The organism is Micromonospora sp. NPDC005553 (genome assembly GCF_042871765.1).
In the GTDB taxonomy this organism is placed as follows: Bacteria; Actinomycetota; Actinomycetes; order Mycobacteriales; family Micromonosporaceae; genus Micromonospora.
Map to the genome: position 1 here is coordinate 722,567 of NZ_JBIAJD010000002.1, position 22,309 is coordinate 744,875.

General features: G+C 70.5%; 25 protein-coding genes. 6 read left to right on the forward strand and 19 right to left on the reverse strand.

Annotated elements, in window-relative coordinates; genetic code table 11:
- Nucleotides 1–84: 84 nt before the first annotated feature.
- Together ACFYPG_RS10700 and ACFYPG_RS10705 are read left to right on the forward strand one after the other, a co-directional pair.
- Nucleotides 85–1,656 carry an LPXTG cell wall anchor domain-containing protein gene (locus ACFYPG_RS10700; RefSeq protein ID WP_387351511.1) on the forward strand — a complete coding sequence of 524 codons (1,572 nt, stop codon included), beginning with the start codon at nucleotides 85–87 and terminating at the stop codon, nucleotides 1,654–1,656.
- Nucleotides 1,657–1,786: 130 nt separating this feature from the next.
- Nucleotides 1,787–2,608, forward strand: coding sequence for a DedA family protein (locus ACFYPG_RS10705; protein WP_355004680.1), 822 nt, complete (start codon nucleotides 1,787–1,789; stop codon nucleotides 2,606–2,608).
- A 164-nt stretch (nucleotides 2,609–2,772) separates the two neighbouring features.
- On the opposite strand, the gene ACFYPG_RS10710 is transcribed toward ACFYPG_RS10705, so the two are convergent.
- From ACFYPG_RS10710 to ACFYPG_RS10775, 14 genes are all read right to left on the reverse strand, one after another.
- Complete coding sequence (locus ACFYPG_RS10710) at nucleotides 2,773–3,150, reverse strand: helix-turn-helix transcriptional regulator (RefSeq protein ID WP_030332125.1); 378 nt, start codon at nucleotides 3,148–3,150, stop codon at nucleotides 2,773–2,775.
- Nucleotides 3,151–3,207: 57 nt separating this feature from the next.
- Nucleotides 3,208–3,747, reverse strand: coding sequence for an orotate phosphoribosyltransferase (pyrE, locus tag ACFYPG_RS10715; protein ID WP_112586136.1), 540 nt, complete (start codon nucleotides 3,745–3,747; stop codon nucleotides 3,208–3,210).
- 169 nt (nucleotides 3,748–3,916) lie between these two features.
- Complete coding sequence (locus tag ACFYPG_RS10720) at nucleotides 3,917–4,726, reverse strand: SDR family NAD(P)-dependent oxidoreductase (RefSeq protein ID WP_387351513.1); 810 nt, start codon at nucleotides 4,724–4,726, stop codon at nucleotides 3,917–3,919.
- 10 nt (nucleotides 4,727–4,736) lie between these two features.
- Nucleotides 4,737–5,387 carry a hypothetical protein gene (locus tag ACFYPG_RS10725; protein ID WP_387351515.1) on the reverse strand — a complete coding sequence of 217 codons (651 nt, stop codon included), beginning with the start codon at nucleotides 5,385–5,387 and terminating at the stop codon, nucleotides 4,737–4,739.
- A 72-nt stretch (nucleotides 5,388–5,459) separates the two neighbouring features.
- Nucleotides 5,460–6,254, reverse strand: a complete 795-nt coding sequence (locus tag ACFYPG_RS10730; RefSeq protein ID WP_387351516.1) for a hypothetical protein — start codon at nucleotides 6,252–6,254, stop codon at nucleotides 5,460–5,462.
- Between the two features lie 99 nt (nucleotides 6,255–6,353).
- On the reverse strand, nucleotides 6,354–6,935 hold the full coding sequence (locus ACFYPG_RS10735) for a DUF4178 domain-containing protein (RefSeq protein WP_387351518.1): 582 nt from the start codon (nucleotides 6,933–6,935) through the stop codon (nucleotides 6,354–6,356).
- Between the two features lie 82 nt (nucleotides 6,936–7,017).
- Entirely contained in the window at nucleotides 7,018–7,872 is an 855-nt protein-coding gene (locus ACFYPG_RS10740; RefSeq protein ID WP_387351520.1) for a hypothetical protein, read from the reverse strand.
- Between the two features lie 69 nt (nucleotides 7,873–7,941).
- Nucleotides 7,942–8,322 (reverse strand): hypothetical protein, encoded by a 381-nt coding sequence (locus ACFYPG_RS10745; protein ID WP_355004673.1) that lies wholly within the window; start codon nucleotides 8,320–8,322, stop codon nucleotides 7,942–7,944.
- Nucleotides 8,323–8,422: 100 nt separating this feature from the next.
- Complete coding sequence (locus tag ACFYPG_RS10750) at nucleotides 8,423–9,994, reverse strand: polyamine aminopropyltransferase (protein WP_387351521.1); 1,572 nt, start codon at nucleotides 9,992–9,994, stop codon at nucleotides 8,423–8,425.
- A 33-nt stretch (nucleotides 9,995–10,027) separates the two neighbouring features.
- The gene (locus tag ACFYPG_RS10755; RefSeq protein WP_387351522.1) at nucleotides 10,028–10,453 is read right to left on the reverse strand and encodes a DUF4247 domain-containing protein; all 426 of its coding nucleotides are present in this window, start codon (nucleotides 10,451–10,453) and stop codon (nucleotides 10,028–10,030) included.
- The gene (locus ACFYPG_RS10760; protein ID WP_387351523.1) at nucleotides 10,450–10,962 is read right to left on the reverse strand and encodes a DUF2617 family protein; all 513 of its coding nucleotides are present in this window, start codon (nucleotides 10,960–10,962) and stop codon (nucleotides 10,450–10,452) included. Before ACFYPG_RS10760 ends, ACFYPG_RS10755 begins: the two co-directional genes overlap by 4 nt.
- A gap of 1 nt (nucleotide 10,963) precedes the next feature.
- Complete coding sequence (locus ACFYPG_RS10765; RefSeq protein ID WP_387351524.1) at nucleotides 10,964–11,590, reverse strand: DUF4178 domain-containing protein; 627 nt, start codon at nucleotides 11,588–11,590, stop codon at nucleotides 10,964–10,966.
- Between the two features lie 178 nt (nucleotides 11,591–11,768).
- On the reverse strand, nucleotides 11,769–14,360 hold the full coding sequence (clpB, locus tag ACFYPG_RS10770; RefSeq protein ID WP_387351526.1) for an ATP-dependent chaperone ClpB: 2,592 nt from the start codon (nucleotides 14,358–14,360) through the stop codon (nucleotides 11,769–11,771).
- Nucleotides 14,361–14,445: 85 nt separating this feature from the next.
- Nucleotides 14,446–15,090: a TetR/AcrR family transcriptional regulator gene (locus ACFYPG_RS10775; RefSeq protein WP_387351528.1), complete on the reverse strand. Its 645-nt coding sequence runs from the start codon at nucleotides 15,088–15,090 to the stop codon at nucleotides 14,446–14,448.
- 85 nt (nucleotides 15,091–15,175) lie between these two features.
- Here ACFYPG_RS10775 and ACFYPG_RS10780 point away from each other — a divergent pair, with 85 nt between their 5' ends.
- From ACFYPG_RS10780 to ACFYPG_RS10790, 3 genes are all read left to right on the forward strand, one after another.
- The gene (locus tag ACFYPG_RS10780; RefSeq protein ID WP_387351530.1) at nucleotides 15,176–16,312 is read left to right on the forward strand and encodes an epoxide hydrolase family protein; all 1,137 of its coding nucleotides are present in this window, start codon (nucleotides 15,176–15,178) and stop codon (nucleotides 16,310–16,312) included.
- Nucleotides 16,313–16,486: 174 nt separating this feature from the next.
- Complete coding sequence (locus tag ACFYPG_RS10785; RefSeq protein WP_124815967.1) at nucleotides 16,487–16,987, forward strand: cation:proton antiporter regulatory subunit; 501 nt, start codon at nucleotides 16,487–16,489, stop codon at nucleotides 16,985–16,987.
- Between the two features lie 5 nt (nucleotides 16,988–16,992).
- Nucleotides 16,993–18,207 carry a cation:proton antiporter gene (locus tag ACFYPG_RS10790; protein WP_355004662.1) on the forward strand — a complete coding sequence of 405 codons (1,215 nt, stop codon included), beginning with the start codon at nucleotides 16,993–16,995 and terminating at the stop codon, nucleotides 18,205–18,207.
- On the opposite strand, the gene ACFYPG_RS10795 is transcribed toward ACFYPG_RS10790, so the two are convergent.
- A complete protein-coding gene (locus tag ACFYPG_RS10795; protein ID WP_387351531.1) occupies nucleotides 18,196–18,654 on the reverse strand; it encodes a GNAT family N-acetyltransferase in 459 nt (152 codons plus the stop codon). The two genes, ACFYPG_RS10790 and ACFYPG_RS10795, sit on opposite strands and share 12 nt — an antisense overlap.
- Before the next feature lie 172 nt (nucleotides 18,655–18,826).
- Between ACFYPG_RS10795 and ACFYPG_RS10800 the strand changes: the two genes are divergently transcribed.
- Nucleotides 18,827–19,258 carry a hypothetical protein gene (locus tag ACFYPG_RS10800; protein WP_355004660.1) on the forward strand — a complete coding sequence of 144 codons (432 nt, stop codon included), beginning with the start codon at nucleotides 18,827–18,829 and terminating at the stop codon, nucleotides 19,256–19,258.
- A gap of 195 nt (nucleotides 19,259–19,453) precedes the next feature.
- Here the strand turns inward: ACFYPG_RS10800 and ACFYPG_RS10805 are convergent, their stop codons facing one another.
- The 4 genes from ACFYPG_RS10805 to grpE all read right to left on the reverse strand — a co-directional run bounded on the left by ACFYPG_RS10805 (nucleotide 19,454) and on the right by grpE (nucleotide 22,281).
- Nucleotides 19,454–19,648, reverse strand: a complete 195-nt coding sequence (locus ACFYPG_RS10805; RefSeq protein ID WP_355004659.1) for a hypothetical protein — start codon at nucleotides 19,646–19,648, stop codon at nucleotides 19,454–19,456.
- Nucleotides 19,649–19,784: 136 nt separating this feature from the next.
- The gene (locus ACFYPG_RS10810) at nucleotides 19,785–20,225 is read right to left on the reverse strand and encodes a heat shock protein transcriptional repressor HspR (protein ID WP_030332087.1); all 441 of its coding nucleotides are present in this window, start codon (nucleotides 20,223–20,225) and stop codon (nucleotides 19,785–19,787) included.
- Between the two features lie 30 nt (nucleotides 20,226–20,255).
- Entirely contained in the window at nucleotides 20,256–21,440 is a 1,185-nt protein-coding gene (gene dnaJ / locus ACFYPG_RS10815) for a molecular chaperone DnaJ (protein WP_355004658.1), read from the reverse strand.
- Between the two features lie 85 nt (nucleotides 21,441–21,525).
- Complete coding sequence (grpE, locus tag ACFYPG_RS10820) at nucleotides 21,526–22,281, reverse strand: nucleotide exchange factor GrpE (protein ID WP_355004657.1); 756 nt, start codon at nucleotides 22,279–22,281, stop codon at nucleotides 21,526–21,528.
- Between the last annotated feature and the right edge of the window lie 28 nt (nucleotides 22,282–22,309).

Genomic DNA, 22,309 nt, shown 5'->3' on the forward strand with positions numbered 1-22,309 from the left:
GCGGCTTTGAGGGCTGCAGTCAGCCTTAGCAATTCCTTAAGATCCGCAGGCTCCACCTGATCCCCAACTGGAGGAACCCCCCTCATGCTCACCCACTCCACCCGGCGTTGGCTCGCCGGACTGGGCGTAGCAGGCGCGTTCGTCGCCGCCTCCGCCAGCCCGGCCGTCGCCGCACCGGCAGCCCCCGCCGCAGCGGTAGACAATCTCGACCTGTACGCCAACAACGTGATCGTCGCGCCTGGAGGCACCGAGAAGTGGGTAACCCTCTTCTCGCTCACCACGGAGCGGCAGCCCGACGACTACACGATCAAGGTGGACCGGAGCAAGATCGACGGTTTCGCCAGCGTCGAGAGCAGCGGGGAGAACTGCACCGAGTCCGGTGCGATCCTGACGTGCAAGGTCGAGGACCAGGACGACGACGGCTCGTACCTGAATCTCGTCTCCCTCGTCGTTCGCGCGAAGGCCGGCGCCAAGCCCGATCAGAAGGGCGAGCTCAGTTTCACTGTCACGTCGGACGGCAAGTCCGGATCCGTCTCCTACAGCTCGACAGTGGAGATCGGCGAGGGCGTCGATCTCACCACCAACGAGCTCCTGGAGCTCAAGGGCGCGCCCGGCGCCACGCTGAAGGCCCCGTTCCAGGTGACGAACCGGGGCGAGGTGCCCGCGAAGGACGCGGTTCTCTTCTTCGTCGGCGCGGACGGTCTTCAGCCGTCGAAGCGCTACGAGAACTGCGAGTACACCGAGGGCCCGCTGCACGACTGGGCATTCGCCTGCCGCTTGGACGCGACCATCGGCAAGAACGCCAGCTTCCGCCTCGACGACAGCTTCGGCTTCACGGTGCCCGCCGACAGCTGGGCGCCGAACAGCTTCGGCGGGTTCTCCATCTGGTTCACGCCTGCCGACTGGGACGAGTACAGGTCCGAGGCCGAACTCCCGGCCAAGATCGGGCCGAACGGGACCGAGGGTGAGCTGAAGCTCGAGCCGGTCATGAACATGCGCTCCGGGCAGACCGACGTCAACCCGTTGGACAACTCGACCTGGGTCGACCTTCAGGTGACCGGCGACCAGCGGGCCGATGTGGCAGCGCGCGGCGCGAAGGTGACCGGCGACGTCGGCGCCACCGTCCCGCTCACTGTCGGCTACGTCAACAACGGGCCGGCGGCCGTCAACTCGGGTGGCAGCGAGTCGCCCTGGATCGGCACCACGGTCACGCTGCCGAAGGGCGTCACCGCCGTCCGCGCTCCGGAGGACTGCTTCAGCTCCGAGGACGACGGGTGGGAGCCGGGCAAGCCCGGCGGGCGGGTCTACCAGTGCTTCGTGCTCGGCTCGATCAGGAAGGGCGAGAAGGTCGACTACGAGTTCCAGGTGCGGATCGACCAGGCCGGCGGCCAGACCGGTGAGGTCAAGCTGAGCACCGGGCAGGAAGACAAGCAGATCAAGGACCTGAACCCCGCCAACGACACCGCGCAGATCCTGGTGAACGGCGGCGGAGACGGCGGCCAGGGCGGCGGCGATGACGGTGACGGTGACGGCGGCTCGCTGCCGATCACCGGTCAGTCCACCGGGCTGATCGCCGGCCTCGGCGCGCTGCTGCTCGCCGCGGGCGTCGGCGGCTACCTGGTGGCCAAGCGCCGCCGGACCCGCTTCGTCGCCTGATCCACCCCGCACCACCGGTGCCCCGTCGACCACCACGGTCGGCGGGGCACCGTCGTTGGGCCCCCGCAGCGCGGGCGGGTGGTGACGGGCCGGTCCGGCGCGGCCGGGGCCCCGGGCTTCGGTACCCTTTGTGGCCGTGGACACAGCTGAGAAGACCCGCGCTCTCGTGGAGAGCGTCGCCCTGAACCCGCTCGATCCCAAGGATCTGTTGCAGACCTTCGGGCTGATCGGCGTGTGGGTGATCCTCTTCGCCGAGACCGGCCTGCTGGTGGGCTTCTTCTTCCCGGGTGACTCGCTGCTGTTCCTCGCCGGGGTGGCCTCGTCACCGGTGGCGGACGCGATCTTCGGTGACGGCACCCGCCTCTCCCTCGCCGGCCTGCTGATCGGTGGGCCGATCTGCGCGATCCTCGGGGCACAGCTGGGGCACTGGCTCGGCGCGCGGTACGGCCGGCCGATGTTCGAGCGGCCGAACTCCCGGCTCTTCAAGAAGGAGTACGTGGAGAAGGCCGAGTACTACTTCGAGAAGTTCGGCCCGGCGAAGGCCGTCGTGCTGGCGCGCTTCATTCCGATCGTCCGGACGTTCCTCAACCCGGTCGCGGGCGCGCTCGGCATGCCGGCCAAGAAGTTCCTGCTCTGGAACATCGTCGGCGCGGTGCTCTGGGTGGACGGCATCCTGCTGATCGGCTACCTGCTGGCCGAGCAGATCTACCAGGCCATCGGCGACAAGATCGACCACTACATCCTGCCGGTGGTGGCCCTGATCATCGTGATCTCGGTGCTGCCGATCTTCTTCGAGTTCCTGCGCGACCGGCGGGCTCGTAAGCGCGGCGAGGCGGTCGCTGTGGTCGCGGCGGCCAGTGCCGCGGGCGCTGTGGAGGCGGCCCGCGAGGCGTTCGACCACGACCAGCACCAGGACGGCCGTCACCGCCCGGAGCACGGTCAGGACCGTTGAGCGGTACGACGACGGCCGGCCCCCTGGTGAGGGGGTCGGCCGTCGGCATGTCGAACCCGGCCTCCGGTGGTGCGACCGGGGCCGAGCAGGTATCAACCACCGGTGGCGCCACCCCTGGCTCGCCACCGGACGCCGCCCCGGCTCGGGACGGCATGGTGCCTACGTCAGCGGGCCTTCTTGGTGGCCCGCTTACGCGGCGGGGTCAGCAGGTCGGCGATCGTCGCGATCGCACTCGGGACCAGGCTGTAGTACGCCCAGACACCGCGCTTCTCCCGCTGCAACAAGCCAGCCTCGGTGAGGATGCGCAGGTGGTGACTGACCGTCGGCTGAGAGAGGCCGAGCGGCGCGGTCAGGTCACAGACGCACGCCTCGCCCTCGGGGGCCGACTGGATCAGGCTGAGCAGCCGCAACCGAGCAGGATCAGCAAGGGCCTTGAGGACCCCGGCGAGACGCTCGGCATCGGCACGTTCGATCGGCTCGCCGTTTAGCGGCGAGATCTGAGGCATAGTCATTTCGGCCAACGCAGTTCCCACGTATTCCATCCTTCCACCAGCAGCATCGATCCGCCTGCATATCAGCAGATCCGAATCGGCAGACTTTTACGCCACAAGGCCGAGGTCAGCCAACGTATAGGCCGCCCGGTACGGCAATCCGGCGGCTCGCACCGCGTCGCCGGCGCCTCGATCAACAATAACCACCACGCCCACGACTTCCGCCCCGGCCTCGCGAAGAGCCTCGACAGCTGTCAAAACACTTCCGCCAGTCGTGGACGTGTCCTCCACCGCCAACACACGGCGGCCAGCCACCTCCGGTCCCTCGATCCGCCGCTGAAGACCGTGGGCCTTGCCCGCCTTGCGCACCACAAAGGCGTCCAGGGCCCGGCCGGTCGGAGCGGCGGCGTGCAGCATCGAGAGCGCGACTGGATCCGCGCCCAGGGTGAGGCCCCCAACGGCGTCGAACTCCCAGTCGGCGGTGAGGTCGAGCAACACCCGGCCGACCAGAGGAGCGGCCCGGTGATGGAGCGTGACGCGCCGCAGATCCACGTACCAGTCTGCCTCGCGCCCCGACGAGAGCACGACCCGGCCGTGGACCACAGCCAGGTCGGTAATGAATTTACGCAGGTCGTCGTGGTCCCCCATGGCGATAGAGGTTACTGCGCAACTCTGAACGCCGTGTGTGGGGTCCACCCTGATCAGCCCCGAGGGGAACCGATGACTGGCGATGCTCGACTACGCTCAGCAACTGGGCCGACAGCGGCGTGCCAACGCCGTCCCACCACTCGCTCGGGGTCGGCGGGCCGGTCGAGGCTCAGCGCTCGTCGCGACCGATCCGGCCGCGGGTGTCCCGCGCGACCGCCTGGAGCAGCCGCCGCGGCGCGTGTCGCATACCTGCCACGACCACCTTGTACTTCCACGCCGGGATGCTGACCATCTTGCCTTTGCGCAGGTCACGCAGGGCTTCGTCCACCACATCCTCGGCCCGCAGCCACAGCCACTCCGGCGTCTTGGACATGTTGATGCCGGCCCGCTGATGGAATTCTGTGCGGGTGTAGCCGGGGCAGAGGGCCATCACCTGAACGCCGAACGGCCGCGCTGACTGGCCGACGGACTCACTGAAGTTGGTGACCCACGCCTTGCTGGCGGAGTATGTCGATCCGGGCATCGCCGTCCCGAACCCGGCGACCGAAGAGACATTTATCACTGCCCCATTTCGCCGTTCAGTCATCGGTCGAAGCGCCGCCAGGGTCAACCGCATGACCGCGTGCACGTTGAGTCGCAACAGTCGCGCCTCGTCCTCCGCCGTGGAGCGCAGGAACGGTTTGTTCAGGCTGATCCCCGCATTGTTGACCAGCAGGTGCACCGGGCTGCCGTCGGCGAGCCGCTGCTCCACGATGGCGCAGCCGTCGTCGGTGGACAGATCCGCTGAGATCGTCTCCACCTCGCGTCCGGACGTGGAACCCAGCTCGGTGGCCAGCTCGGTCAGCCGCGCCGCGTCACGGGCAACGAGCACCAGGTGCCAGCCGTCGGCGGCCAGGCGTCGCGTGAACGCCGCGCCGATGCCGGCGGTGGCCCCGGTGATCAGGGCTCGGCGCTCGGCAGTCGTGGGGTCGAGCGTCACGGAACGGTCCTCACCTGGGCGGGTACGGGGGCGTATGCGGCGCCGACGGGGGCGGGGCTGGCGGGAACATGGGCGGGGCGGTTGGCGCCGTCGAGCGGTGGCGGCCGAACCAGCTGTTCGCCGCCGGCAGCGCCAGCAGCATAGCTACTACAAGGTAACCGAGCGCCTGTGCGACGGAAAGCCCGGCGTTGAGCGGGATCCACCAGGACGGGTACGCGTCGCCGACCAGGCCCAGCAACTCGGCGAGGGACTGGTCGCCGGAGCCCATTCGCAGTGGCGCTGCCCGTTCGCCGACGACCACCACCACACTGCAACAGGCGGCGAGCAGACCGAGCCCGCTGACCACCCAGGTCGCCACCCGGACGCCGTTGCGACCGGCCAGCAGACCGAGGGCCAGGCCGGCGAGCAGCAGCGCGGACAGCACCGCCACCACCGCCGTCAGCACGGCCGACGCGCGGAGCAGAGCCACCACGCCGTTGATCTGCTCCGGGCTCGCCGAGGTGTCGCGGGCGGCGGAGCGGAACCCGTCGACCGTCCCGCCCAGCACCACCAGGGAGACCACCGCGTACGCGAGCGCGGCGACCGCCATCACCAACAGCACCGTCGCGGCCGACAGGGCGGCGGCGGGCCGGCGGGCCGGTGCCGATTCCGGGTACGACACGACGAATCCCTCCGGTAGGCGTCGGGTTGCAACCTACTCGGAGGGATCGTCGGCGTCGTGCTTATCGAGCCGTCAGTTGCTCGGCGGCGGGGTTGACCCGGGCCGATCCGTGGGCGGCGTGTCGTCCGGGCGGTCCGCGGCCGATGGCGGCGGGTAGCTCGGCTCCCCACTCGACGGATAACCCGGCTCACCGGATGCCTGCGGGTAACCGGGCTGACCCGACGCCTGCGGGTAACCGGGCTGACCTGGCGCCTGCGGGTGGCCCGGGTAGCTGGCGCCCGGGGTGGGCGGCTCCCAGCCCGCGGTGGGCTTGCGGAAGAACGGGTTCGCCTTCGGCAGCGCCAGCAGGACCAGCGCCGTGATCAGCGCGATCAGGCTGAGCACACCGAGCAGGAGGCTGACCGGCGTGACCCAGGAGGGCAGAGCCTCCTCCAGACGGCGCTGGATCTCCTCCGGGCTCGGCGCGTCGCCGGTGGTCCCGCCACCGGTGTTGAAACCGCCGGCCGCGTTGCTGAGCAGACCACCGCCCACGCAGCAGACCATGATGCCGCCGACGATCCAGGTGGTGATCCGGGCGCCGTTGCGGCCCTGGTTGTTGAACAGGGCCAGCACGCCCAGCACGACCGCGAGCAGCAGCAGGACGATGCTCCCGCCGATGCCGATGACGGCGAAGACGTCGGCCACCTGGTCACCGTCGGTGGCGCTGCCCGCGTACGCCTCGCGGAGCGCGTCCCGCGTCTTGCTGAAGGTGCTGAGCGTGATGATCAGACTGATTACCTGGAGCGCCAGGAACAGGAAGAGCAGGTAACTGGAAATCGACACAATGGATGGCCGCTGACGGGCCGGCGTGCTCTGGGAATCGACCACGATTCTCCTTCCCTAGATCGCGCCCACCGTATCGACAACCGGCCAGTTCGGCATGCCGTGACGAGCCCGGCGCGTCCTCCCGGGCCGGCTCGGCGGGCCTCAGGCCCGGGGCGGGCGGATCGTCAGGTCGGCGGGGTCGAGCTGGTCACCGCGGGCGACCCGCCAACCCTCTTCGCCGTACGCCTCGAAGGACAGCCGCGCGGTGCCACCGGACTGGTAGTCGTGGTAGCGCATCGTCCCGGTCGACGGCAACTCGGTCTCTCCGGTCGCGGTGTAACGCGCCTGTCCGGTCTCGGCCCAGGTGTAGCGCCGCCTGCCGAGTTCGATGGTCGGGGCGCCCGGGGTGACGGTGGCGCCCGGCTCCGGGGTCCAGAAGACCAGCTCGAGTTCGGGGCCGTCCTCCACGGAGAGCCGGTGGCGGGTGCCGGAGTCGTCGTCGAGGAGGTGCTGCACCCAACTCCAGTCGCCCTCGACCAGGCGGATCGTGGCACTCACCGCGTACTCCCGCTCGCGGATCCGCACGCTGTCACCCGGAGCCAGCCGGCGGAGCGGGCCACCGTGCGGCGGCTCCGCCGGCTGGCCGGGAGGCCCGCCCGTCGGCCGTCGGCGGGCCCGCACGACGACCACGACCACCGCTAGTACGGCAACAGCCGCCACCAGGCACGTCACCAGCGCGTCCACGCGACCACCTCCCCAGGTACGTCGGCGCAGACGGTAACAACCGTCGGCACCCGGAAGACCAGTGTTGTGGCCGACAGCTCAGCTAACGATTGTGGTCGGGTGCGTCCTCCGGAGGCGGCACCGGCGGTCCCGTCGGCCCTGGTGAGACGCCCGGTGCTCCCGGCGTCAGGTGCACGGCCGGGTCGGGGCAGATCAGGTAGCCGGGTGGGAGCGGCTGGTTCGGCGGCAGGAAGCCCGGCACGAGCGGAGCTGTCGGGTATCCGTAACCGGTCGGGGCGTAGGTGGGGACGGGCATCCCCCAGGCCGGCCCGGGCAGCGCCTCGTTCGCGGTACGCGGGACGAACCAGCGGTTCGCCGGCGGCAGCGCCAGTAGCAGTGACACGGCTGCGGAAAGGGCCAGAACGGTGAGCACACCCAGCCCTGCCGCGGGGAAGAGCAGGTCCTCCCAGGGATCGGTGCCGGCGTACAGCGTGTCGTAGAACGTCGAGGTCTCCCACTCTTCGTCCCAGTCCGGTGGCGGCTCGTCGCCGATCTCCGGCATCGTCAGCAGCGGCACGAGAAAACCTCCGGAACAGCACTGCCCGAAGCAGACCAGCAACTGCGCTCCGCTGGCCACGAACACCAGGATCCGCGCGACGTTGGCGCCCCGCCGGATCGGGACGGCGGTGGCCGCAAACCAGACCGCGAGCAACACCGCCGGCACGCCGAGGATCAGCGTCATCACGACGTTGCCCTGCCGCTCGCCGGTCACCTCGTCCGGGTCGGCGTCCGGCACCAGCCGTAACGCGCGGTCGATCTGGCCATCGAAGCGCACCGCCTCGGCCACCGTCAGCGCGGCCAGGCCGAGCAGCACCAGCACCACGGCCAGTTGCAGCCAGAAGGCGATGGTCACGGTGGCCGGGCGGGGCGGACGCGACGCGGTGGCGGGCGGGCTCATGGCTCGAAACGTACGGTGCGTCGTCAGCAACCGGCAGAACCGATCGGGCAGCGCCGACCGGCGAATGGATCATGCTGCGGCGAGCCGCCGACTGGCGTAGGTGCCGAGGGTTTCCCGGTCCATCACGCAGCCGACGAAGGTGGTCAACTCGCTCGGATCGTCCCGCAGCGACGTCCACGTCGCTCGGGCCGTCTCCGGGTCGATCCGCTCCAGCAGCGTGGCCGCGTACGCCCGGCCGGCGGGTGTGCCGTCGGTCAGCACCCGGTCGAGCTGGCGGCGTACCTCATCGGGGTGGTCGCTGAGGGCGGCCTCGACCCGGTGGTACGCCTCGGTCACCGGCAACAGGGTGCCCGCGATCCCCACCCCACCAAAGGCGAGCGTCTCAGCGGCCACCAACTCGTCGACGGCGGCGCCCAATTCGCGCTCCCAAGCCTTCCGCATTCCAAACATGCCTCCACCCTTTCCCCGTCCGGCCCCACTCCACCCCATTGATCACGAGGTTTGCGCCATGAGCGGACACTCTCCTGACACGGCCGCCTGGTGGTGCGGGTCAGTAGCCGCGCCACTCGGTGCGGGCGTAGTCGAGGACCCTCGGTTGGAGGAGGGTGCTGGGGGGCACGTCCAGGCGGGCGCGGTCGGCGGGAAAGGCCGCCGCCGCCCGCAGCACGTCCGGGTCGAGGAAACGCAGCCGGGGAGCATCGGCCGGCAGTTCCAGCACCGGCGGGGCGGTTCCCGCCGTGGCGAGCAGGAAACCCCAGTCGCCGAAGGACGGCACGTCGACGTGGTACGGCACTGTGGCGAAGCCGGCTTCCCGCACCGACGCGTCGATGGACCAGTAGGAGCGGGGCGCGAAGTACGGCGAGCCGGACTGCACCACCAGCCGTCCCTGCTCGGCGAGCACCGACCTGATCAGCGCGTAGAACTCGACGGTGTAGAGCTTGGCCGTGGCCGTCTCGTCCGGATCGGGCAGGTCGGCGACCACCACGTCGAAGCGCTCGGCGGCGCTACGCAGCCAGCCGAACGCGTCAGTGTTCACCACCCGTACGCGGGGGTCGTCGAGCGAGCCGCCGTTGAGCGCCCGCAGCTGCGGCACGGTGCTGGCCAGCGCCACCACCGCCGGGTCGAGGTCGACAACTGTCACCCGGCGGACGTCCGGGTACCGCAGGATCTCCCGGACGGCGAGGCCGTCGCCGGCACCGAGAACCAGTACGTCGCCACGTGGACCTCGCATCGCCGGATGCACCAGCGCCTCGTGGTAGCGGTACTCGTCCACCGAGCTGAACTGAAGATCACCGTTGAGGAACAGCCGGAGGTCGGTGTCGGCGTGGCCGACCTCCCGCACCGACCGGGTCAGCACGATCTCCTGGTAACGGGAGCGTTCGGCGTACACGACGGGGTCCCGGTAGAGCTGCTGCCGGGCGGTCACCTCGAAGTCGGCGGCGGTCACCCAGGCGTACCCCAGGCAGAGCGCGACCACGACGGAGCCGGCGCCGAGGACGAGCCGGGCCCGGAGGCTCAGCTCCCTCCGGAACACAGTGCAGACCAGGGCGAGACCGGCCACCGCGTTCACCGCGCCGACCACCAGGGCACCCTTGAGCTGGCCGAAGACGGGGATCAACAGGAACGGGAAGGCGAGCCCGCCGAGCAGCGCGCCGACGTAGTCGGCAGCGAACAGGTCGGCCACCGCGCTGCCGGCGGCCTGCTCGCGGATGCGCTGCAACATCACCATCAGCAGCGGAATCTCCGCGCCGATCAGCAGGCCCAGCACGAAGGCGGTGGCGACCAGCGCCGGGCCGTACAGGTCGAGCCAGGCGAAGGCGGCGTAGAGGCCGAGCACTGACAGGCCACCGAGCAGGGCCAGGGTCAGTTCGATCACCGCGAACGCTGCGGCGGCCCGGGGCTGCAACGGCTTCGCGAGCAGTGCGCCCACGCCCATCGCGAAGACCATCACGCCGAGCACGATCGACGCCTGCCCGACGGTGTCGCCGATCAGGTAGCTGCCGAGCGCGACGAGGGCCAGCTCGTAGACCAGCCCGCAGGCCGCGCAGACGAAGACCGCGACCAGCACCGCCGCGCGGGCCAGCCGCCAGTGCGGCCGGGCCTCGGTGACGAGGTTCTGCACGGAGGGCTCCAGGTGATGGGGTCAGGCGTCGGGCTACTTGCCGGTGCCGGGGCCGCCGCCCCGAACGCTGTTACCGCGTCCCCAACCCCAGTACGACCCGACGGTCGAGTGGTAGCGGGGGTGAGCGGTGTCCATGTCTTCGAGCAGGATCACCGAGCCTGCGGCGATCGGCAGGATCACCACCGAGTCGTCGTCGTAGCGCAGGTAGACGCCGCTGCCGTCGGCGTACCGGTCGGACGGATTCCACGCGTCGGTCAGTTCCTTGGCCACAGCGGTCGGTGACTTGGGCGAGGTGTACGCGGTCGCTTCCCGGCCGATGTCCCGGCTGGCCGCTCGCGAATACCTGTCCTGCACGTAGGCGCGCGGGGAGAAGGTGCCGTTGACGAGGGCGAAGGCCGCGACCATCGCACCGACCACGGCCGCTGCCACGCCCACCACGAACCAGCGTCGGTACGTCATCGCAGTGCCACCACCGTCTCGGTCAGGACCAGCTCGTTGGTCTGGGGGTACGCGTGCCAGGTACGCCAGCCGACCGTCCCGTGCGGCAGGTCGGCGCGCACGGCCAGCGCGGTGACCGCGTCCGGGTCGCCGGGAAAGACGCCGACCAGGGCGTACGGGTCGTCGGCCAGGTCGGCGCGGAGCCTGGCGATCCGGGTGTGCAACTCACCGTCGGCGGGGCGCAGCACGGCGGCGGTGAAGCGGTAGCCGCCCGACTCGTCGTGCAGGGTGTCGGGCAGGTGCGGCGGCCGACCCGGCAGGCAGGCGACCGTCTCGGTGAGTTCGGCCGCACCGCCGGCTTCGGCCAGCACGACCTGGTGGGACGCACCGAGCAGGCGCAGCCGTAGCCGGACGTCCCCGGGCAGCGTGAGGTCGCGGACGTGCAGCGCGGGCCGCTCCGGGCCGCCGAGTGCCAGGCTCAGGTCGGCGGCGCAGGTGTCGACGTACGGGGTGTGGAGGCTTACCAGCACCTCAGCTGGCCTCCGGCCCGGCCTGCGGGTAGACCATCACGTCGGCGCGGTGCAACTGCTCGCCCCGGGCGACCTCCCAGCCGGCCTGGCCGTACGCCTCGAAGGAGAGCCGTTCGCCGGCCTGGGCCCGGTAGTCGTGGTATCGAAGGGTGCCACTGGGGTCGAGGCCGGTGCTGCCGGTGGCCGTGAAGCGGGCCTGACCGGACTCCTCCAGGGCGTAGCGGCGGCCGGCAAAGTCGAGGGCGGACGCACCCGGGGTGATCGTGGCGGCCGGCTCGACGGTCCAGAGCACCAGCTCCAGGTCCGGGTCCTCCTCCACGGAGAGCCAGCGCTTGTCGCCCTCGGCGGTGTCCAGCAGGTGCTCGGCCCAGCTCCAGCCGCCCTCATTCAGATGCACCGAGCCCCGGACCGCGTACGACACCCGGCGGATCTCGACGATGTCGCCGGGCTTGAGCCTGCGCGGGTCGCCGCGGAGCGCGTCGCTGTCGGTGTCCCGGAACGGGTCCGCGGGTGCCGCCGGCCGGGCGGCCTTACGGCCCTTGCGCACCGCCACCAACGCCACCACGACCCCGGCGACTCCGATCAGACACCCCAACGTCGTCACCAGGTACGCCACGGGACCGTTCATGCCGACCACCTCCCCAAGTGCGTCGGCGGGAACGGTAACAACCCCGCGCACCTGGAGAAACTCATCATTGTCTGGTGATCTGGCAGCTACGGAGCGTCCCGGTGGGGCGGCGTCGGGGGGCGGAGAACGGGTCGGGCCGACCCCGCCTGCGAGGCGGGATCGACCCGGGTGCGACGGATCAGGCGGCGGTGACGGTCAACCCTTCCTTCGCATCGGCCAGGTCGACCTTGACTGTGTCGCCGTCTCGGATCGTCCCGGAGAGCAGGGCCCTGGCGAGTTGGTCTCCGATCGCGGTCTGGACCAGACGACGGAGGGGTCGCGCACCGTAGATCGGGTCGTAGCCGTGCTCGGCCAGCCAGTCCCGGGCGGCATCGGTGATCTCCAGACCCAGCCGGCGGTCGGCCAACCGCCGGCGCATCCGGTGCAACTGGATGTCGACGATGGAGCGCAGGTCGCCCCCCCGCAGCGAGGCGAAGACCACCATGTCGTCCAGCCGGTTGAGGAACTCCGGCTTGAAGTGCGACCGGACCACGGCCAGCACCCCCTCGCGGCGCTGCTCGTCGGCGAGCGTCAGGTCGCTGATCACCGACGACCCGAGGTTGGACGTGAGGATCAGGATCGCGTTACGGAAGTCCACGGTGCGGCCCTGGCCGTCGGTGAGCCGGCCGTCGTCGAGCACCTGGAGCAGCACGTCGAAGACGTCCGGGTGAGCCTTCTCCACCTCGTCCAGCAGCACCACGGAGTACGGCCGTCGGCGCACCGCCTCGGTGAGCTGACCGCCCTCGTTGTAACCGACGTAGCCGGGTGGGGCACCGACCAGGCGAGCTACCGAGTGCTTCTCGCCGTACTCGCTCATGTCGATGCGGACCATGGCGCGCTCGTCGTCGAAGAGGAACTCGGCGAGGGCCTTGGCCAGCTCGGTCTTGCCGACGCCGGTGGGGCCGAGGAAGAGGAAGCTGCCGGTCGGGCGGTCCGGGTCGGCGATACCGGCCCGGGCACGGCGTACCGCGTCGGAGACGGCGCCGACCGCCTCGGTCTGGCGGACCACCCGGCCGCCCAGCGACTCCTCCATCCGCAGCAGCTTGGCCGTCTCACCCTCGAGCAGGCGGCCAGCGGGGATGCCGGTCCAGGAGGCGACCACGGCGGCGATGTCGTCAGCGCCGACCTCCTCCTTCAGCATCGCGCCGTCGGCCTGGAGCTGAGCCAGCTCCTCCGCGGCCTGCTTCAGCTCGACCTTGAGGGCGGGGATCCGCCCGTAGCGCAGCTCGGCGGCGCGTTCCAGCTCGCCGTCGCGCTCGGCCCGCTCGGCCTCACCGCCGAGGCGTTCCAGCTCCTCCTTCGCCGTGGAGAGCTTGGTGATGTGGCTCTTCTCCGTCTGCCAGCGCTCGGAGAGCACTGTGAGCTGCTCGCGCTTGTCGGCCAACTCCTTGCGGAGCCGCTCCAACCGCTCGGCCGAGGCGGCGTCCGGCTCCTTGGCCAGGGCCATCTCCTCGATCTCCAGCCGGCGGACCGCCCGCTCGATCTCGTCCACCTCGACCGGACGCGAGTCGATCTCCATCCGGAGCCGGGACGCGGACTCGTCGACCAGGTCGATCGCCTTGTCCGGCAGGAACCGGTCGGTGATGTAACGGTCGGACAGCGTCGCGGCGGCCACCAGCGCTGCGTCGGTGATCCGTACGCCGTGGTGCACCTCGTAGCGCTCCTTGAGCCCACGCAGGATGCCGATGGTGTCTTCGATGGTCGGCTCACCGACCAGCACCGGCTGGAAACGGCGCTCCAGAGCCGGGTCCTTCTCGATGTGCTCGCGGTACTCGTCCAGCGTGGTGGCACCCACCATCCGCAGCTCACCACGGGCCAGCATCGGCTTGAGCATGTTGCCGGCGTCCATCGAGCCCTCGCCCTTGCCGGCGCCGACGACGGTGTGCAGCTCGTCGAGGAACGTGATGACCTGCCCGTTGGAGTTCTTGATCTCCTCCAGGACGGACTTCAGCCGCTCCTCGAACTGGCCGCGGTACTGCGCGCCGGCGACCATCGCGCCGAGGTCCAGCGAGATCAGCTTCTTGTCGCGGAGTGACTCGGGCACGTCGCCGGTGACGATCCGCTGGGCCAGGCCTTCGACGATCGCGGTCTTGCCGACGCCGGGCTCGCCGATCAGCACCGGGTTGTTCTTGGTACGCCGGGACAGCACCTGGATGACCCGACGGATCTCGGAGTCCCGGCCGATGACCGGGTCGATCTTGCCGTCGCGGGCGCTGGCGGTGAGGTCGACGCCGTACTTGGTCAGGGCCTGGTAGGTCTGCTCCGGGTCGGCGGTGGTGACCCGACGGTCCCCACCGCGCACGGTCGGGAAAGCGGCGACCAGGGCCTCCTCGGTGGCACCGACGGTCTTCAGCGCGCCGGACACCGCCCCGCCCACCCGGGCCAGGCCGGCGAGCAGGTGTTCGGTGGACGTGTACTCGTCGCCCAGCGGCCGGGCGATCTGCTCGGCGGCGCCGATGGCGTTGACGAACTCCCGAGCCAACGTCGGCTCGGCGATGCTGGAGCCGCGGGCGGCCGGCAGGTTGTCGACAGCGCGCTGGGCGGCCTGGCGCAGCTCGGTCGGGTCGGCCCCGACGGCGCGCAGCAGACCGGTGGCGGTCGAGCCGTCGGTGTCCAGGAGTGACAGGAGCAGGTGCCAGGGCTCCACCGTGGCGTGGCCACGCTGGTTGGCCAGTGCCACAGCGCCCGTGATGGTTTCGCGGCTCTTGGTGGTGAGTCTTTCGGTGTTCATGGGCTCCCCCGGATCGGCGTTGTCCACTGGGTTGGACACAACCAGAGTTGAGCGTATTCCGCTCAACCTTAGCGCGTGACGCCCATCACTCCCGGCGTCGCCACCGCCAGTCGAACTCCCCGGCCGCCGGGGCCGGGCCGGGCAGCGGGCCCTCGTCCGGCACCGACGACAGGCCTGCCACCAGGACCGCGAGCTGGCGACGGCGCAGCTGGCGGGTCCGCTCCGGATCGGGTACGCGGACCGCGGCGCACGCCTCCAACAACAACCCCAGATCGTGGACGACCGCGTCGGGGCGCAGCCGCCCGCTCGCGTGGGCCCGGTCGACCAGCGCGGCGGCCAACTCACCGGCGCGCACCGCGTCCCGACCCATCTCCTCGGTCGGGGTGAAGGTGCCGGCCAGATGGACGGTGAGCGAGTGCACGTCGGCGTCGACCACCCGGGCCAGGAAACCGGTGAACGCGGCCCAGTCGTCCGGCTCGGCGAGGGCGGCCTCGGCCTCCGCGACGTACCGGCGCAGCCCGTCGTGGCAGAGCTGGCGCAACAGGTCCTCCTTGCCCGCGTACCGCCGGTAGAGGGCGCTGATGCCGACGCCCGCGCGCTCCGCGACGGCGGCGATCGGGGCCTTCGGGTCGTCGAGGAAGACGGCGCGGGCGGCTTCGAGGATGACCTCGTCGTTGCGGGCGGCCTGGGCGCGGCGACCGCCGAGGGTCTTGCCAGACGTCGTTGACATGCGTTCAGACTAGCAGTGGAACGGATCGTTCCGCTCTGCTATCGTGATCGCAGAACGAAACATTCCGTTCCGAAGGAGTTCTGCCATGAGCGACACCGCGATCCGCCCGTTCCGCGTCGAGATCCCGCAGACCGCCCTCGACGACCTGGCCGTCCGGCTGGACCGCACCCTCTGGCCCGCCGACCTGCCCGGCGCGGGCGACTCGTACGGGCTGAGCAACGACCGGGTGCGGGCCCTCGTCGACAGGTGGCGGGGCGGGTTCGACTGGCGCGCCGTCGAGGACCGCCTGAACGCCCACCCGCAGTTCGTCACCGAGATCGACGGCGAGCGGATCCACTTCCTGCACGTCCGGTCGTCCCGGCCGGACGCCACGGCGCTGGTGCTCACCCACGGCTGGCCCGGCTCGGTGCTGGAGTACCTCGACGTGATCGCCCCGCTCACCGAGCCGACCGACCCGGACGCGCCGGCCTTCCACGTGGTCGTCCCGTCAATGCCCGGCTTCGGCTTCTCCGGCCCGACCCGCAGCGCCGGCTGGAACCGGTTCCGCATCGCCCGCGCCTGGGCCGAGCTGATGGACCGACTGGGGTACGACAGCTACGGCGCGGTCGGCAACGATGCCGGTTCGATGATCGCGCCGGAGCTGGGCCGGATCGATCCGGAGCGGGTGCTCGGCGTACACGTCACCCAGCTCTTCTCGTTCCCCTCGGGCGACCCGGCCGAGTTCGCCGGGCTCTCCGAGGCGGACCAGGCCGCGCTCGGGCACCTCCAGTGGTTCTACGAGAACAAGTTCTCCTTCAACCAGGTGCACAGTCAGCAGCCGCAAACCCTGGCGTTCGCGCTCTCCGACTCGCCGGTGGGGCTGCTCGCCTGGAACGCTCAGCTCTTCGACGAGAGCCTGGACGCCGACTTCATCCTGGCCAACGTGGCGCTCTACTGGTTCACCGGCACTGCCGCCTCGGCGATCCGGCTCTACTGGGAGGACGCACACGCCGGCGAGCCGCCGACCGAGCCGACCACCGCTCCGACGGCGCTGGCCATGTTCCCCGGCGACTTCCAGTCCATCCGCCGCTTCGCCGAGCGGGACCACGCGAACATCGTCCGGTGGACGGCGTACGACACCGACATCGACGGCCGGGGCGACGTCGGCGGCCACTACGCGGCCCACCAGGCGACCGAGGTGCTGGTCGCCGACATCCGCGAATTCTTCGCCAGCCTCCGCTGACCGCCAGCGCTTGATCGACTCGGCTTTCCGGAAGTCGGGGTGTCCGGACCACCAGGACACCGCGACATCATGAAAGCCGAGTCGATCACGGCCGATGAGCTGCGCAGGGCCTGGTCTGACCACCGGTGGCCGTCCAAGATCTGCGGATTGTTCATCAAGCGGTAGCCTTGGCTGGTGCGAGTACGTGTCGAGCAGACCGCCCTACCCGGGATCGGGGTACGTCACGATCTGGTGACGGAGTCCGGACGTCGCCTGGGCGTCGTCTCCCATCGCAATGGCCGCCGTGATCTCGTTCTCTACGATCCCGACGATCCCGATGCCTGCCAGGCGGACATTCCGCTCACCGACGACGAGGCTGAGGCTCTGGCCGACATCCTCGGCGCGTCGCTGATGCTCGGTCAGCTCTCCGGGCTCCGCGAGCAGGCCGCCGGTCTGCTCACCGAGCAGATCGCCATCACGGCCGGCTCTCCGTACGTCAACCGGAAGCTCGGCGACACCAAGGCGCGTACCCGCACCAGCGCCTCCATCGTGGCGGTGCTGCGCGAAGGCGAAGTGATCGTCTCGCCACTCCCCTCCTTCCGCTTCGCAGCCGGCGACGTGGTGGTCGTCGTCGGGACCCGCAGAGGTCTCGACGGTGTGTCCGCCATCCTCGCCGACAGTGACCCGGACGGCTGAGGCGGATGCACGATTTCACCACGCTGCTCATCGAAGTCGGTGCGCTGCTGTTGCTGCTTGGCCTCCTCGGCCGGCTGAGCCGGCGCTTCGGCCTCTCGCCCATTCCCCTCTACCTGCTCGCCGGGCTCGCGTTCGGGCACGGCGGGCTACTTCCGCTCGCCGCCAGCGAGGAGTTCTTCGCGGTCGGCGCCGAGATCGGCGTCATCCTCCTGCTGGTGATGCTCGGCCTGGAGTACTCGGCCAACGAACTGGTCGGCAACCTCCGCTCGGCAGCCCCGGCCGGGCTGATCGACGGCGTGTTCAACGCCCTGCCCGGCGCGGCCTTCGCCCTGCTGCTCGGCTGGGACTGGGTCGCCGCCCTGGTGCTCGGCGGCATCACCTGGGTCTCCTCCTCCGGGGTGATCGCCAAGGTCCTCGCCGACCTGGGCCGGCTCGGTAACCGGGAAACCCCGGTGATCCTCTCGGTGCTGGTCATCGAGGACCTGGCGATGGCGCTCTACCTGCCACTCGTCACCGCCGTACTGGCCGGCACCGGCCTGCTCGGCGGCGGGATCGCGCTCACCGTCGCGGTGGGCACCGTGCTGATCGTGCTGGTGGTCGCCATCCGGTACGGCCACCTGATCTCGTCCGCGCTGTCGGCGAAGGACCCCGAGGCGCTGCTGCTCGGCGTACTCGGTCTGACGTTGCTGATCGCTGGCATCGCCGCGTCGCTCCAGGTGTCGGCGGCGGTCGGCGCGTTCCTCGTCGGCATCGCGCTCTCCGGCCCGGTGGCGCACCACGCCACCGAGTTGCTCTCGCCCCTGCGGGACCTGTTCGCCGCGGTGTTCTTCGTCTTCTTCGGCCTGACCACCAACCCGCAGGACATTCCGCCGGTGCTGCTGCCGGCGCTCGCGCTGGCCGTGATCACCATGGCGACGAAGACGGCCACCGGTTACCTCGCTGCCCGTCGGGTCGGCATCGCCGAACCCGGTCGATGGCGGACCGGCCTGGCACTCGTACCCCGAGGTGAGTTCTCCATCGTCATCGCCGGTCTCGCGGTGGCCGCCGGGAGCGTCGAGCCGCGGTTGGCAGCGCTGGCCGCGACGTACGTCCTGATCACCGTGGTGACCGGGCCGATCCTGGCCCGGCTGCCGGACTTCCCGTGGTTCAAGCGGTGGCTGCGCAACCGCGCGGCGGCGCAGCGGCGGGGGCCGGCCCCGGTCATCGACTCACCGCACTGAGGTCCACCTGAACGCCGCAGCCGCATGGGTCGCACCCTCGCGGAGGTAGAAGCGGTGCGCCTCGGTCCGGGCGAGGCCGGACTCCAGGAACACGTAGTCGGCACCGTGTTCGTGCGCCCATGCCCTGGCCACCGTCAGGAGGCTGGAGCCGACACCCCGGGAGCGCCACCCGGGGTGCACAGCGAGGTCCTCGATCGAAGCCCGACGGCCGAAGCGCACCGAGAGGATGTCCACGTAGACGCTGGCCACACCGACCAGCTGACCTTCACCCGATCGCGCCGCGAAGAGTGCGACGTCTTCGTGGGCGAGCAATTGCGCGGTCCGCTCGACGGCACGATCCCGGTCCCAATCCCCGGGACGGCCACCGGGAGGGGCGAAAAGCCACTCCAGCCCCGTGACGAACTCGGCCTCGGCGCCTCGCTCTAACTGTCGTACGTGGATGGTCATGGGGACATCATCGGCTGCGTCATCGATGCAACCGACCCGCCCATGCCAACGGTTGCGGAATTGCTCCTCGCGGGTACTACCGCAGCACCCGACGGCGGGTTACCGTTTCGCCCCAGCAGCCAGGGTCCGCAGGCAGCGTTGCCAAACGCGGGCGAGAGCGGAAGGTCAGCCGGTGAGCGTGCAGGAGTCGACGTTCCACGGCTTTGCCAACCCCGTCGATCCGACTCCGGCGGAGTTGCGAGCTTGGGCGTACAAGCCCGATTCAGTGCCGTTGGCGTCGATGCCACCGGACTGGGACCTGCTGGTCTCCGGCGACCGGCTGGTGTTGACACTCTTCGAGTTAGCGATGGATTCAACCTGCCCGGCCCGGCGGTTCGCGCTGCACTGCCTCTACATCTACGCGGCCGACGGCATCCGGACGAACTTCCGCGCCCATCCCAAGCGCCGCTTCCGCAAGCTCGTCGAACAGGCCGAGCGTGACGGCGACGAGCTGATGAAGGTCTGGGCGCACAACGGCCGGGTGCTGTTGGCTCGACCGGACCTCTTCGTATATCGAGACTGGTGCGAGGGCGGCCTGGTCCGCGAGAACCGCCGCCTCGGCTGAACTGCCGGCTTCGCTCCGTTCCTCTCGCCGATCTTGCACTTTCTGTTCCGACCTATTGCGCGAAGCTAGACATTCCGTCATCCCAAACTGCAAGATCGCGGAATTGCGCGCGGGGTGCGGGGTGCGGGGCGCGGTGCGTGGCGTGCTTACGGGCCGGGACCCCCCGTGGGTCCCGGCCCGTACGTTGGTTACCGGTCAGTCCTGCTTGCGTTCCGTTTCGGCTTGGCCCCGCTCGCCGGTGTGGTCGCCGTTTTCGGCGAACCGGCCCCCGATGACCCGGTCCCGGTAGGTCCCCTCGGTCACCTTGTCGAACTTCTTGCGGACGGTTTCGGCCAGGTTCTCCAACCGGTCCTCGGTCTGCTGGGCCACCTTCTTCGCCTGTTCCGCCATCGCTCCCCCTCGCCATGCCGGTAGGTCCAGATTAAGCCGATTGGACCCTTATCGACAGGCTAACCGAAGCGGCCCGGACCGCGCCGGGAATCCGGCGCGGTCCGGGCCGAGAAGAAAGATCCGGGTGAGCGGCAGCTCAGCGATCGGGCGTACGGCGGGGGCGCCACACCACCAGGGCGGTGGACGTGCGGTTCGTCGGCACCAGATCCCGGCCCGGGAAGCGGGCCAGCGACTCCAGCTCCGCCACCCGGCGGTACGCGGCGTCCAGCTCCGCCTCCAGCCGGGCCACCCGCTGCTGCGCCTGCTCCAGCAGCCGCTCCAGCCCGATGATCCGCTTGACGCCGGCCAGGTTGATCCCGTCGTCCTGACTGAGCCGCTGCACCTCGCGCAACAGCACGACGTCGCGGACGCTGTAGCGACGCCCGCCACCAGCGGCTCGGCCGGGCTGCACGAGCCCCAGTCGGTCGTACTGGCGCAGGGTCTGCGGATGCATCCCCGCCATCCGAGCCGCCACCGAGATCATCAACACCTTGGCCTCGTAGGCAGGGTCGCCCGAACCGAGGAACTCGCCCGACATCCCGCTCACCTCCGCGTCCGTTCCACCGGACTAACTGACTCGACGCACCCGCGCGTCGAGATGTTCCCGGGCCGCCGGCGGGGTCTGCTCGGCGAACGACTCCAGCGCCGTGCGCGCCTCGTCGGACAACCGGGCCGGCACCACCACGTCCAGCGTGACCAGCAGGTCACCGGCCTGCCCGTCGCGGCGGACCACACCCTTGCCCCGGGCCCGCAGCACCCGACCGCTCGGCGTCCCCGGCGGCACCCGCAGGGTCACCGCCCCGTCGAGCGTGGGCACCCGCAGGTCCGTGCCGAGCACGGCCTCCGCGAACGTGACCGGCACGGTCAGCGTCAGGTCGTCCCCGGTACGCCCGAACAGCTCGTCCGGCCGAACCTTGACCTGCACGAAGAGGTCACCAGCCGGGCCACCGCGCTCGCCCGGCTCACCGCGCCCGGCCAGCCGGATGCGTTGACCGTCGGCCACACCGGCGGGGAAGCGCACGTTCATGGTGCGGGTCTTTGTGACACCGCCGCTGCCGTGGCACTCCGGGCACTTCTCCTCGACCACCGTGCCGACGCCCTGGCAGTTGCGGCACGGCTCGGAGAAGCTGAACGACCCCTGGTCGCGGGTGGTCACGCCGGCACCATGACAGACCGGGCAGGTACGCGGCTGGGTGCCGGGTTTCGCCCCGTTGCCGTGGCAGGTGTCGCAGACTCCCGGCGCGCGCAACGTCAGGGGCAGCGTCACCCCGCGCACGGCGTCGCCGAAGTCCAGCGCCACCTCGGTCTCCACGTTCCGACCACGGGCCGGACCGCGTGGCGCGGCCTGCCCACCGGCCTGACCTCCGCTGAAGATCGAGCTGAACAGGTCCTGGAAGCCGGCGCCACCGAAGCGACGATCGGCGCCGCCTCCGCCGCCACCGAACATGTCGGAGACGTCGAACGGCATGCCGCCCGGCTGACCCCCACCCCTGGCGTTGCGCCGGAACGCGCCCGAGCCGAAGAGGGAACGCATCTCGTCGTACTCGCGACGGCGGCCGCTGTCCGACAGCACGTTGTACGCCTCGGACGCGGCCTTGAATCGATCCTCGGCCTTCGGGTCGCCCGGGTTGTGGTCCGGGTGCGACTCCCGGGCCACCTTGCGGTACGCCTTCTTGATGTCATCCGCGGAGGCGGCCTTGTCCACGCCGAGCACGGCGTAGAAGTCCTTCTCGATCCAGTCCTTCGAACTCACCGGTCCACCTCCTTCCGACCCTGGTGGCCCGGCCGTCCCACCCACCGCTGGGCGGTGGGTGGGACGGCCTGCTCACTGTCTGGCACTATTCCGGATCCGCGACCGCTACCAGCGCGGGGCGCAGCAGCCGCTCACCGAGCTGGTAGCCGCGTCGCATGACCTGTACGCAGGTCGGCTCGCTGACGTCGGCCGACGTCTGGTGCGCGACCGCCTCGTGCCGGGTCGGATCGAACGGGTCGCCCTGCTCGCCGAAGGCGTTCAGGCCGAACTTGCCCAGCGCGGTGGTGAGCTGTTCCGCCACCGTGCCGAACGGCCCGACCAGGTCGCCGTGTTCCCGGGCCCGGTCCAGGTCGTCCAGGATCGGCAGCAGCGCGGCCAGCACCGAGCCGGTCGCCTGCTCCTGCACGAGGCTGCGGTCCCGGTCGACCCGCTTGCGGTAGTTGGCGTACTCCGCCGACACCCGCTGGAGATCCCTGGTCCGCTCGTCCAGCTCGGCCCGTAGTGCCTCCAGCTCGGCGCCGAGCGAGGTGCCCGCACGGCCACCGTCCACCGGCTGCGCCGGGGCGTCCACCACCGCCGGACCGGACGGCTCCGGCCCGTCGGTGGAGTTGACCTCGACCTCGATCTCATCGACCACGACCTCGGCGTCCTCGACCAGACCCTCGGCCGGCACACCGGTCTCCGCGTCCGCGGCGGTCCCCTCCGGCTCGGCGGTGTCGACGAGCTTACGGTTGTTGCGGATGACGACCCGCTCCCCGTCGCCGGTCGGCTCCGTGGTCGCGGAGCCACCCGGCGTCGACCCGGTGTCGCCCGGGTCGGCGGCTCGTGGCTTCTGCGTCATGCGGCTACCTCATCCCCTTCGCGGTGGA